The sequence below is a fragment of the Ramlibacter sp. genome (assembly GCF_050250995.1).
Lineage (GTDB): Bacteria > Pseudomonadota > Gammaproteobacteria > Burkholderiales > Burkholderiaceae_C > Ramlibacter.
This window is the reverse complement of record NZ_JBFWNP010000036.1, coordinates 1-12,386: the sequence shown is the minus strand read 5'-3', so window position 1 is coordinate 12,386 and position 12,386 is coordinate 1. Positions and strand designations below refer to the sequence as shown.

10 protein-coding genes are annotated in these 12,386 nt (G+C 68.9%); 6 read left to right on the top strand and 4 right to left on the bottom strand.

Features of this window, described 5'->3' with window-relative positions; genetic code table 11:
- The first annotated feature begins 30 nt into the window (after window positions 1-30).
- Window positions 31-1,044, top strand: a complete 1,014-nt coding sequence (gene sbmA, locus AB7E83_RS19815) for a peptide antibiotic transporter SbmA (RefSeq protein ID WP_428572518.1) — start codon at window positions 31-33, stop codon at window positions 1,042-1,044.
- Here sbmA and AB7E83_RS19810 read toward each other — a convergent pair.
- Window positions 1,026-1,847, bottom strand: coding sequence for a helix-turn-helix domain-containing protein (locus AB7E83_RS19810; RefSeq protein WP_428572517.1), 822 nt, complete (start codon window positions 1,845-1,847; stop codon window positions 1,026-1,028). The genes sbmA and AB7E83_RS19810 overlap by 19 nt on opposite strands.
- Window positions 1,848-1,917: 70 nt before the next feature.
- On the opposite strand from AB7E83_RS19810, the gene serC reads away from it, so the two are divergent.
- The 5 genes from serC to AB7E83_RS19785 all read left to right on the top strand — a co-directional run bounded on the left by serC (window position 1,918) and on the right by AB7E83_RS19785 (window position 10,010).
- Window positions 1,918-3,000, top strand: coding sequence for a 3-phosphoserine/phosphohydroxythreonine transaminase (gene serC, locus AB7E83_RS19805; protein ID WP_428572516.1), 1,083 nt, complete (start codon window positions 1,918-1,920; stop codon window positions 2,998-3,000).
- Window positions 3,001-3,078: 78 nt separating this feature from the next.
- A complete protein-coding gene (locus AB7E83_RS19800) occupies window positions 3,079-4,254 on the top strand; it encodes a phosphoglycerate dehydrogenase (protein ID WP_428572515.1) in 1,176 nt (391 codons plus the stop codon).
- A 101-nt stretch (window positions 4,255-4,355) separates the two neighbouring features.
- Window positions 4,356-7,223, top strand: a complete 2,868-nt coding sequence (locus AB7E83_RS19795; RefSeq protein ID WP_428572514.1) for an aconitate hydratase — start codon at window positions 4,356-4,358, stop codon at window positions 7,221-7,223.
- A 66-nt stretch (window positions 7,224-7,289) separates the two neighbouring features.
- Window positions 7,290-8,465: an FAD-dependent monooxygenase gene (locus AB7E83_RS19790; protein WP_428572513.1), complete on the top strand. Its 1,176-nt coding sequence runs from the start codon at window positions 7,290-7,292 to the stop codon at window positions 8,463-8,465.
- 78 nt (window positions 8,466-8,543) lie between these two features.
- Window positions 8,544-10,010, top strand: coding sequence for a hypothetical protein (locus tag AB7E83_RS19785; RefSeq protein WP_428572512.1), 1,467 nt, complete (start codon window positions 8,544-8,546; stop codon window positions 10,008-10,010).
- A 9-nt stretch (window positions 10,011-10,019) separates the two neighbouring features.
- On the opposite strand, the gene kynA is transcribed toward AB7E83_RS19785, so the two are convergent.
- From kynA to AB7E83_RS19770, 3 genes are all read right to left on the bottom strand, one after another.
- Window positions 10,020-10,907 carry a tryptophan 2,3-dioxygenase gene (kynA, locus tag AB7E83_RS19780; RefSeq protein ID WP_428572511.1) on the bottom strand — a complete coding sequence of 296 codons (888 nt, stop codon included), beginning with the start codon at window positions 10,905-10,907 and terminating at the stop codon, window positions 10,020-10,022.
- Window positions 10,865-12,127, bottom strand: a complete 1,263-nt coding sequence (kynU, locus tag AB7E83_RS19775; protein WP_428572510.1) for a kynureninase — start codon at window positions 12,125-12,127, stop codon at window positions 10,865-10,867. Before kynU ends, kynA begins: the two co-directional genes overlap by 43 nt.
- 39 nt (window positions 12,128-12,166) lie before the next feature.
- Window positions 12,167-12,386, bottom strand: a 220-nt coding sequence (locus AB7E83_RS19770) for a YkgJ family cysteine cluster protein (RefSeq protein WP_428572509.1), incomplete at its 5' end; no start/stop codon positions are given.

The window sequence follows — 12,386 nt, the reverse complement described above, 5'->3', positions numbered from 1 at the left end:
TCGGCGGCAAGAGCAACTGCTGGGGCCTCCATGTTCCGTTCCTTCTTCCTGTCGCGCCGCTGGTTCGTCTGGTCCGTCCTCGGCGGACTGCTGATCCTCGCCTCCACCTGGTACCGCGTGGAACTCGACGTGCAGATCAACGAGTGGTTCGGCAGCTTCTACGACCTCGTGCAGAACGCGCTGTCGAAGCCCGGCAGTATCACGATGCCGGAGTACTGGGCGCAGCTCGCGACCTTCACCAAGATCGCCATGATCTACATCATGGTGTCGGTGCTGATCGACTTCTTCACCAAGCACTACGTCTTCCGGTGGCGCCAGGCGATGAACGACTGGTACATGGAGCACTGGCCGAAGCTGCGCCGCATCGAGGGCGCGGCGCAGCGCGTGCAGGAAGACACGATGCGCTTCGCGACCATCATGGAGAGCCTGGGCGTCGAATTCATCCGCAGCGTGCTGACGCTCGTCGCCTTCCTGCCGATCCTGTGGGGGCTTTCCGCGCAGATCACCAAGCTGCCGTACTTCGGCGACGTGCCGCACTCCCTGGTGTGGGTCGCGATCGCTTCGGCAATGTCGGGCACGGTGCTGCTGGCGATCGTGGGCGTCAAGCTGCCGGGGCTGCAGTTCCAGAACCAGCGCGTCGAAGCCGCGTACCGCAAGGAGCTGGTCTACGGCGAGGACGATCCCTCGCGCGCGCAGCCCGAGGAGACGCGGCGCCTCTTCGCCAACGTGCGCTTCAACTACTTCCGGCTCTTCTTCCACTACCTCTATTTCGACGTCGCGAAGTACGCGTACCTGCAGCTCTCCGTGATGATCCCGTACATCGCGATGGGCCCGACGCTCGTGGCCGGCGGCATGACGCTCGGCGTGATGCAGCAGGTCGTGCGCGCGTTCGGCCGGGTCGAAGGGGCGTTCCAGTACCTCGTGCTGAGCTGGACGACGGTGGTGGAACTCATCTCCGTCTACAAGCGCCTGCGCGCGTTCGAGGCGCAGATCAAGGGCCTGCCGGACGAGCCGCCCGAGCCGCGTCAGCCCGAGGCGGCCTGAGAGGCTGCGGCTGCGGCGAGCGCTCGCAACGCGCTCGCCGTCGCTTCGTCCATCGGGAAGAAGGTCTCCAGCGCCAGCTCCTGCAGCGTGATGTCGACCGCGCTGCCGAAGACGGTGGTGGTGCTGATGAAGCTGTGGACGCCGCCGTCGCGCGCGCGGAACTGCAGGGGCATGACGACCCCCAGCACTTCGCCTTCGAGGTGCGTGTCGTCGGCGCCGGGCGGCTGCGGATAGTCGCGCAGTTCGGCCAGCAGCGCCTCCAGCACCGGGTCGCCCGTCGCATTCACCTGCTGGCGCAGCCGCTCCAGCACGTGGTGGCGCCATTGCCCCAGGTTCACGATGCGCGGCGCGAGGCCGCGCGTATGCAGGCTCAGTTTCAGCACGTTGACGGGCGGCGCGAGCAAGGCCGCGTCCGCGCCTTCGAGCAGGTGCGGAACCATCGCGTTGGCCGCGACCAGGTTCCAGTGCCTGTCGACGGCGAGCGCAGGGTTCGGTTCGTGGCTCTTCAGGATGGCGAGTACGGCCTGACGCGCGGGCGCGAGCGCCGGATCGTCGAGCGGCCGCTCGCGATACATCGGCGCGAAGCCGGCCGCGACGAGCAGGGCGTTGCGCTCGCGCAGCGGCACGTCCAGGCGCTCGGCGAGGCGCAGCACCATTTCGCGGCTGGGCGACGCGCGGCCGGTCTCCACGAAGCTCAGGTGGCGCGTGGAAATGTCCGCGTGGTTCGCGAGGTCGAGCTGGCTCATGCGCCGGCGCTGGCGCCAGTGCCGGAGGTGTTCGCCGAACGGTGGGGGTCTCTGCATTCTTGTATGCTGCCAAACTTTGGCGCTACAGGCTTGCGCCGCCGACTTCGAAAGAGAGAGAACCTTCCCCATGACGCGTGTTTTCAATTTCAGCCCCGGCCCCGCGACGCTTCCCGAGGCCGTCCTGCGGCAGGCCGCCGACGAGATGGTCGACTGGCACGGCACCGGCATGTCGGTCATGGAGATGAGCCACCGCGGCAAGGAATTCATCTCGATCCACGCCGAGGCCGAAGCCACGCTGCGCGAGCTGCTCGACATCCCCGCGAACTACAAGGTGCTCTTCATGCAGGGCGGCGCCATCGGCGAGAACGCCATCGTGCCCATGAACCTGATCGGCCGCACCGGCCGCGCCGACTACGTGGTCACGGGCGACTGGTCGAAGAAGTCGATGAAGGAAGCCAAGACCTACGGCGAGATCGCGGTCGCGGCCAACGGCGAGGCCGGCAAGTTCACGGCCATCCCGAAGTTCGCCGAGTGGAAGCTCGACGCGAAGGCCGCCTACGTCCACATCTGCTCGAACGAAACCATCGGCGGCGTGCAGTTCCACTGGACGCCGGAGACGGGCGACGTGCCGCTGGTGGCCGACATGTCCTCGGACATCCTGTCGCGGTCCATCGACGTGTCGAAGTACGGCCTGATCTACGCGGGCGCGCAGAAGAACATGGGTCCGTCGGGACTGACCATCGTGATCGTGCGCGACGACCTGCTCGGCCACGCGCTGCCCATCACGCCCACCGCCTTCAACTACAAGATGCAGGCCGAAGCCGACTCGATGTACAACACGCCGCCCACCTACGCGATCTACATCGCCGGGCTCGTGTTCAAGCACGTCAAGGCGATGGGCGGCATGAAGGCGATGGAGGCGCACAACCGCGCCAAGGCGAAGGTGCTGTACGACTACCTCGACGCCAGCAAGTACTTCCGCAACCCCGTCGCGCCGCAGGACCGCTCGCTCATGAACGTGCCGTTCAAGCTGAAGGACGATGCCCTCGACGAGACCTTCCTCATGGGCGCGCAGGCACGCGGCATGATCCAGCTGAAGGGCCATCGTTCCGTGGGCGGCATGCGCGCGTCGATCTACAACGCGATGTCGATCGAGGGCGTGCAGGCGCTCGTGCAGTACATGAAAGAGTTCGAGGCCGAGCATGGTTGACGCCGCCGGGCCGCCCCAAGGCGTCAGAGCCCCCTCGGGGGGCAGCGCAGGACACGAAGTGCCAAGCGTGGGGGTCGTATGAAACCGTTGCAGGTCCTGGTCCTCAACGCGATCGCGCCGCGCGGCCTCGAGCGGCTGCCCGAGGGCCGCTACGTGACCAGCAAGGACATCGCCGAGCCCGACGCGGTGCTGGTGCGCTCCGCCGACATGCACAAGATGGACATTCCGCAGTCGGTGCGCGCGATCGGCCGCGCCGGCGCGGGCACGAACAACATTCCCGTGAAGGCGCTCAGTGCGCGCGGCGTGCCGGTGTTCAACGCACCCGGCGCGAATGCGAACGCGGTGAAGGAACTCGTGCTCGCCGGCATGCTGATCGCCGCGCGCAACCTCGCGCCGGCGCAGCGCTACGTGCAGGAGCTCGACCCGTCCGGCGACATCGACAAGACGGTGGAAGAGGGCAAGAAGGCCTTCGCCGGCTTCGAGCTCGCCGGCCAGACCCTGGGCGTCATCGGCCTCGGCAAGATCGGCTGCCTGGTGGCCGATGCCGCCATCAAGCTCGGCATGAACGTGCTGGGCTACGACCCCGAGATCACGGTCGACGCCGCGTGGAGCCTGCCATCGCAGGTCCGGCGCGCCACGAGCGTGGCCGACGTGCTGAAGAATTCGCAGTTCGTGACGATCCACGTGCCGCTGGTCGAGGCCACGCGCAATCTGGTGAATGCCGACAACGTCGGCCTGCTCAAGCCCGAGGCCGTGCTGCTCAATTTCTCGCGCGACGGCGTGGTGGACGATGCCGCCGTGGTGCAGGCGCTGGCGGCCCGCCAGCTCGGCTGGTACGTGTGCGACTTTCCCGCGGCCGCGCTGCTGCGCCAGCCGCGCGTGGTCGCGCTGCCGCACCTGGGCGCATCCACGCGCGAGGCGGAAGAGAACTGCGCCGTGATGGTCGCCGAGCAGCTGCGCGACTATCTGGAACACGGCAACGTGGCGAACGCGGTCAACTTCCCGAACGTGAGCATGGAGCGCGAGTCGAAGTGGCGCGTCGCCATCGCGAACGCCAACGTGCCCAACATGGTCGGCCAGATCTCGACCACCATGGCGCAGGCCGGGCTGAACATCCACAACATGGTCAACAAGTCGCGCGGCGACATGGCGTACACGCTGGTGGACGTGGACAGCGCGGTGCCTGACGATTTGCTGAGGAAGCTCGGGCGCATCGAGGGCGTGCTGGCGGTGCGCTACCTGCCGGTCGAGTGATGCGCGTCGTTTCCGCGTAGGCCGGAAGCCGGGGCGCCCTGGATTCCCGCCTTCGCGGCAATGACATCCTCCGGTCGGCGAATGGCGGCAAAATCGTTGCCATGACCCACGCCTTCGCCCACACGCTCAAGCCGTTCGCCACCCGCCAGGGCGGCAAAGGGAAGTTCTACTCGCTGCCCGCGCTGGCCGACCAGTATCCCAAGGTCGCACGGCTGCCGATGTCGCTGCGCATCGTCCTCGAGTCCGTGCTGCGCAACTGCGACGGCAAGAAGGTGACCGAGGAGCACGTCAAGCAGCTTGCGAACTGGTTCCCCAACGCCGACCGCACCACCGAGATCCCGTTCGTCGTGGCCCGCGTGATCCTGCAGGACTTCACCGGCGTGCCGCTGCTGGCCGACCTGGCCGCCATGCGCAGCGCCGCCCAGAAGCTCGGCCGCGACCCGGGCCGCATCGAGCCGCTGGTGCCGGTGGACCTGGTGGTCGACCACTCCGTGATGGTCGACCACTACGGCACGAAGGATTCGCTCGACCTCAACATGCGGCTCGAGTTCCAGCGCAACCGCGAGCGCTACCAGTTCATGAAGTGGGGCATGCAGGCGTTCAGCACTTTCGGCGTGGTGCCCCCGGGCTTCGGCATCGTGCATCAGGTCAACCTGGAGTACCTGGCCCGCGGCGTCCATGAAGATGCGAAGGGGGTGCGCTACTTCGACTCGCTCGTCGGCACCGACAGCCACACCACGATGATCAACGGGGTGGGCGTGGTCGCGTGGGGCGTGGGCGGCATCGAGGGCGAGGCCGCGATGCTGGGCCAGCCCGTGTACTTCCTCACGCCCGACGTCGTGGGCTTCGAGCTCTCCGGCCGCCTGCGCGAAGGCGTGACCGCCACCGACCTCGTGCTCACCGTCACCGAGATGCTGCGCAAGCACAAGGTCGTGGGCAAGTTCGTCGAGTTCTTCGGCGAGGGCACGCGCAGCCTCTCGGTGCCCGACCGCGCGACCATCGGCAACATGGCGCCGGAGTATGGCGCGACCATGGGCTTCTTCCCGGTCGACGAGAAGACCGTCGAGTACTTCAAGGGCACGGGCCGCACCGCCGAGGAGATCGACTTCCTCGAGGGCTATTTCCGCGCGCAGGGCATGTTCGGCGTGCCGATGCCCGGCGAGATCGACTACTCCTCCACGCTGAAGCTCGACCTCGGCACTGTGACGCCGAGCCTGTCGGGGCCGAAGCGCCCGCAGGACCGCATCGAGCTCGGCAACGTGGCCGCGAACTTCCGCGATCTGTACGCGAAGCCGGTGGTCGAGAACGGCTTCGGCCGGCCGGCCGAGACGCTGCAGACGCGGCACCTGCTCAAGCTGGGCGAGGAGATGAGCCAGCCCAGCCCGGACAACCCGCCGACGCCGCTGGCCGCGCCGCGCTTCGAGGCGGAGATGGAGGCGAACAAGCCCACGCTGCCCGCCGCGCATGCGGTCGCGGAGCCGCCGCGCACGTCGGTGCAGGACATCACCATCGGCAACGGCGACATCCTCATCGCGGCCATCACGAGCTGCACCAACACCTCCAACCCCGGCGTGCTCCTCGCCGCCGGCCTGCTCGCGAAGAAGGCGGTGAAGAAGGGGCTGCGCGTCAAGCCGCACATCAAGACGTCGCTCGCCCCCGGCTCGCGCATCGTCACCGAGTATTTCGAGAAGACGGGCCTGCTGCCCTACCTCGAGCAGCTCGGCTTCTCGGTCGTGGGCTATGGCTGCACGACCTGCATCGGCAACTCGGGCGACCTGGCGCCGGAGATCAACGAGGCCATCGCGCAGAGCGACCTCGTGTGCGCGGCGGTGCTCTCGGGCAACCGCAACTTCGAGGCGCGCATCCACCCGAACATCAAGGCGAACTTCCTGGCGAGCCCGCCGCTCGTGGTCGCCTACGCCATCGCGGGCACGGTGCTCACCGACCTGATGACGCAGCCCGTCGGCCAGGGTTCGGACGGCAAGGACGTGTGGCTGGGCGACATCTGGCCCACGAGCGAGGAGATCCATGCGCTGATGAAGCACGCGCTGTCCGGGTCGATGTACCGCAGGAACTACGGCAAGGTGAAGTCGGAGCCCGGCGCGCTGTGGCAGGACGTCAATGGCGTGAGCGGGCAGACCTACACGTGGCCCGCGAGCACGTACATCGCGCAGCCTCCGTTCTTCGAAACCTTTGAGCTTGCCGAACCCGCGGCGCGCGATGCCGAGTCGGTCACGGTGCGCGATGCCCGCGTCATCGCGCTCTTCGGCGACTCGATCACCACCGACCACATTTCGCCGGCCGGCTCGATCAAGGACACGTCGCCCGCCGGCAAGTACCTGCTGTCGCATGGCGTGCAGAAGCCCGACTTCAACAGCTACGGTTCGCGGCGCGGCAACCACGAGGTGATGATGCGCGGCACCTTCGCGAACGTGCGCATCAAGAACCTGATGATTCCCGCGCGCGACGACGGCGCGCGCGAGGAGGGCGGCGTGACGCTGTATCGCGATGCGCAGGGCGCGGCCGAGAAGATGTCGATCTACGACGCGGCGATGAAGTACGTGGCCGAAGGGCGCAACACCGTCATCTTCGCGGGCGAGGAATACGGCACGGGTTCCTCGCGCGACTGGGCGGCCAAGGGCACCCAGCTGCTGGGCATCAAGGCCGTGATCGCGCGCAGCTTCGAGCGCATCCACCGCAGCAACCTCGTGGGCATGGGCGTGCTGCCGCTGCAGTTCCAGGGCAGCGACACCTGGCAGTCGCTGCGGCTGGACGGGAGGGAACTCGTCGACGTGGTGCCCGATCCGCAACTCAGGCCGCAAAGCGACGCCAGGCTGATCGTGACGCGGGCGGACGGGACGAAGCAGGAAGTCACCGTGACGCTGCGCATCGACACGCCGATCGAGGTGGACTACTACCTGCACGGCGGCATTCTTCCGTACGTGCTGCGGCAGTTGCTCGCGGACTGAACGAGGATTCGGGAGCCCCGGCAATCCCGGGCTTCCCAGCGACCGCCGAGCGACAATGTTCCATCGATGAACCAGCAACTGCTGATCGCGGGCGGCGGCATCGGCGGGCTCGCCGCCGCGCTCGCCGCTGCGCGCGCGGGCTGGGAGTCGTCGGTGTTCGAGCAGGCCACGGCGTTCGGCGAAGTCGGCGCGGGCCTGCAGATCGGCCCCAACGCCGCGCGCATCCTTCGCGAGTGGGACCTGCTGCAGGGCGATTTCGCGCAGCAGGTGGCGCGGCCGCGTTCCCTGCGCATCCACGATGCCTTGAGCGGACGCGAACTCGCCTCGATGCGCCTGGACGATTTCGAACGCCGCTATGGCGCGCCCTACCTGACCGCGCATCGCGCCGACCTGCATGCCGCGCTGCTCGATGCCGCGCAAGCGGCCGGTGCGCGCCTGCATCCGGGCGCACAGGTGCTTTCCGCCGACAACTGGGAAGGGCAGGTTCACGTCGACCTGGAGGGCGGCTTCTCGGCGGAGGGTGACGCGCTGATCGGCGCGGACGGCCTGTGGAGCCGGGTGCGCCGGCACGTCGTGGGGCCGGCCGAGCCGCGGTTCACCGGGCACGTGGCCTATCGCGGCCTGGCGCTGCAGGCATCGCTGCCCGAGCCGGCGCGCACGAACGACGTGTGCGCGTGGCTGGGGCCGCGTCTGCACCTGGTGGCGTATCCCGTGCGTGCGGGCGAGTGGCTGAACGTCTTCTGCGCGGTCGACGGCCAGGCGCCCGGCGATGCGGCGAGCTGGGAGCATCCGGGCGCGCAGGACGACTTGTTGCGCGCCATGGGCCCCGCTTCATCCGCCGTGCGCGGCATCGTCGAAGCGATCCCGCAGTGGCGGCTGTGGGCGCTGCATGCGCGGCGGCCCCTGAAGTCGCCCGCGGGCATGGCGCGCGGCCGCATCGCATTGCTCGGCGATGCGGCGCATCCGATGCTGCCGTATCTCGCGCAGGGCGCGGGCATGGCGCTGGAGGATGCACGCGCGTTGCAGCGCGAGCTGTCGGCGGAACTGCTCGATGGCGACGTGCAAGGCGCGCTGCGGCGCTATGCGCAGAGCCGCTGGGCACGATGCGCGCGCGTGCAGGCGCGCTCGCAGCGCAACGCGGGCATCTTTCATGCGGGCGGGTTCGTGCGATTCGGCCGCAACCTTTCGCTGCGCCTGTTCGGCGAGCGGCTGCTCGATGTGCCGTGGCTGTATGCCGATTGATGCCCGGGTCCCGCGCACCGGCTTGCGGGCAGAATCGATACCGATGACACATCTGCCGCCCCGACTTCGAAACCGCGCATGAAATCCGCTGCCCGGACTCCTGTCCTCGTCGGCATCGGCGTGGCCCACCAGCGCGAGGACGACTGGCGCCTCGCGCTCGAGCCGCTGGACCTGATGCTGCACGCGGTGCGTGCCGCCGGCGGCGACGCTGGCGGCGCGGCGGCTCTGGCGGGTGCGCAGTGGATCGCGGTACCGCGTGGCCGGTGGAAGTACACCGATCCCGCGGGCGCGATCGCGCGAGCGGTCGGCGCCGGCGGCGCCACGTCCGTGCTGGCGAGCGTGGGCGTGTCGCAGCAGACGCTCCTGGCCGAGGCCTGCGGGCGCATCGCGCGCGGCGAGGCGCACACCACCCTCGTGGCCGGCTCCGACGCGGGCTACCGCATCCTGCGCGCGCAGATCGCCGGCGAGAGGGCGACCGAGCGCGCCGAGCCGGGCGCGCCCGACGAGTACTGGGAACCCGAGGAAGATCTACGCCACCCCGTCGAGAAGCGCGCCGGCCTGGCGATGCCGGTCGGCCTGTACGCCATCCTGGAAAGCGCGTTCCGTCATGCGCACGGCTGGAGCGTCGAGGAGCATCGCGACCGGCTTGCGAATCTGTACGCAGGCTTCGCTCGCGTGGCAGCCGCGAACCCGGACGCGTGGTCCCGCCGCGCGCTCACGCCCGCCGACATCCGCGAGGCCGGCCCGCGCAATCCGATGCAGGCGTTCCCGTACACCCGCCTTCACTGCTCGACATGGAACGTGGATCAGGCCGCAGCGCTGCTCTTCTGCTCCGCCGAGCGCGCGGAAGCGCTGGGCATTCCGCGCGCGAAGTGGATCTATCCCGTGGCGAGCACGGAATCGAATCACATGGCGGCCGTCTCGACGCGGGCGTGCCTGCACGAATGTGTCGGCGCCGCGGTCGCCGGACGCGCCGCCCTCGACGCCGCGGGGCTGCGCCCCGAAGACCTCGACGTGGTCGACCTGTACAGCTGCTTCCCGATCGCGGTGGAGTCGTATGCACAGGCGCTCGGCCTGCCGCTCGATCGCGAACTGACGATCACCGGCGGCATGGCCTTCGCGGGCGGACCGTTCAACAACTACCAGTTCCAGAGCACGGCGCGCGCGGCTCGATTGCTGCGCGAAGGCCGGGGCCCCCATGCGCTCGTGTCCTGCGTGTCCGGAATCCTGACCAAGCAGGGCTTCGGCATCTGGAGCCGCGAAGCGCCGGCGGCGGGTTTCGTCCAGCTCGACCTGAGCGACGAAGTCGCGCGCCGTTCGACGGTCCTCGACGTCCGCGACGCGTACACGGGCCCGGCGACCGTCGCCGGATTCACCGTCGTCCACGGCCGCGGCGTGGCGCCGCGCGGCGTCGTGCTCGTCGACACGCCGCAGGGCGAGCGCGCGCTGGCGACCACCGAAGACCCGGCGTGGGTCGAGCGCTTGCAGCAGGAGGAGTGGGTCGGTCGCGGCGTCGACGTCGAAGGGGTCGGCCTGAGGCCGTGAACCGCGCGGCTACAGGTCCGTCCGCAACTTCCAGATCTCCGGAAACAGCACCACGTCGAGCATCTTGCGCAGGTAGCTCACGCCGCCGGTGCCGCCCGTGCCGCGCTTGAAGCCGATGATGCGTTCGACCGTCGTCACGTGGCGAAAGCGCCAGAGGCGGAACGCATCCTCCAGGTCGATGAGTTCCTCCGCGAGCTGATACAGGTCCCAGTGCGCTCCGGGCTCACGGTAGATGGAGAGCCAGGCCTGCTCCACCGCGTCGCTGGCGACGTGAGCCTGTGTCCAGTCGCGCTCGATGCACTCGGCAGGCAGCGCGTAACCCCGGCGCGCCAGCAGGCGCAGCGCTTCGTCGTAGAGCGAGGGCGACTCGTACGCCTGCCGCACGACCGCGAGGCGATCGTCGCGATGCTCGTGCGGCTTGAGCATCGCGGCGTTCTTGTTGCCCAGCAGGAACTCGACGCAGCGGTACTGCCAGCTCTGGAAGCCGCTCGAATTCGCGAGGTAGGGCCGGATCGCGCTGTACTCGGTGGGCGTCATCGTCGCCAGCACGTCCCAGGCATGCACCAGCTGTTCGAAGATGCGCGACACGCGCGCGAGCATCTTGAAGGCCGGCGCGAGTTCGTCGCGCGCGACGTGCGCGATGGCCGCGCGCAGCTCGTGCAGCATCAGCTTCATCCACAGCTCGCTCGTCTGGTGCTGCACGATGAAGAGCATCTCGTTGTGGTCGGGCGAGAGCGGCTTCTGCGCGGCCAGGATCGCATCGAGCTGCAGGTAGTCGCCATAGCTCATGTCGCCGCTGAAATCGAGCTGCGCCTTTTCGTCGCGGACGATGTACTCGGGCTTGTTCGCGTCGTTCACGTCACGGCCTGCCGGCGATCGAATTCGGGGCGCTTCCATTCGGCGGTGGCGAGGACCTCGCGCAGATGCTCCACCGCGTTCCACACGTCTTCAAATCCGAGATAGAGCGGCGCGAAGCCGAAGCGCAGGATGTCCGGCGCGCGAAAGTCGCCGATGACGCCACGCGCGATGAGCGCCTGCACGATGGCGTACGCGCCGTCCGAACGCGCGAGGCACACCTGCGAGCCGCGCCGTGCATGCTCGCGCGGTGTCACGAGGGTGAGTCCCTGAGCGCCGCACCGGGTCTCGACGAGTTCGATGAAGAGATCGGTGAGCGCGAGCGACTTCGCGCGCAGCGCGCGCATGCCGCCTGCGGCTTGCGCGGCCAGCAGCGTGTCGAGCCCGCATTCGAGCGCCGTCATGGCGAGCACGGGCTGCGTGCCGCACAAATAGCGCGAGATGCCGGCCGCGGGGCGATACGCCGGATCGAATGCGAACGGCGCCTCGTGGCCGAACCAGCCGGAGAGCGGCTGCACGAACCGGGCGACATGCCGCGGATGCACCCACACGAACGCGGGTGCGCCCGGCCCGCCATTGAGATATTTGTAGCCGCAGCCGACCGCGAAGTCCGCATCCGCGCCGGGGAGGTCGACTTCGACCGCGCCTGCGCTGTGCGCGAGGTCCCAGACGACGAGCGCGCCCGCGTCGTGGGCGGCGCGCGTGAGGGCATGCATGTCGTGCATCGCGCCGGTGCGGTAGTTGACGTGCGTGAGCAGGAGCACGGCGGTCTCTTCGTTCAATGTGCCCGCGATGCCGGAAGGGTCGTCGACGAGGACGAGGCGGCCGCCGCGTTCGCGGCACAGCGACTCGGCGATGTAGAGATCGGTCGGGAAGTTGCTGCGCTCGCTGACGACGGTGCGCCGCGGCGATGCATTCGAAGCGGCCATCGACAGCGCCGCGCTCAGCACCTTGAACAGGTTGATGGAGGTGCCGTCGGTACACACGACTTCGCCCGGACCCGCGCCGACGAGCGTGGCGAGCTTGTCGCCCAGCCGCCGCGGCATCTCGAACCAGCCGGCGGTGTTCCACGAGCGGATCAGGCCCGTGCCCCATTCCTCGGACACGGCCTGCGCGACGCGCGCCGGCGCGCTCTTCGGCATGACGCCGAGCGAATTGCCATCGAGATAGATCACGCCGGGCGGCACCGCGAACAGCTCGCGAAGCATTCGCAGCGGATCGCTTGCATCGCGATCGCGGCATTGCGCGAGCGTCGCGGTCATGTCGGTGCCGATGCCGGAGAAGGCGTCATCCGCCGCAGCTTACGGCATTGCGGGATCGCCCGGGAAGGGCGGCAGGCCATGGCGCGCGCGGGCGAGTTCGCAGGCGTCGCTGCCGGGCTCGAGCTCGCGGCACGGGCCCGGCCGCCATTCATAAATGCCGCAGGAGGCGCGCACGCCGATCCTGCCGGTCAGCGCCGCGCAGCGCGGCGGCTGGTGGTCGGTGCCGCGCATGCGGCACAGCGTGCCGTTGACTTCGACG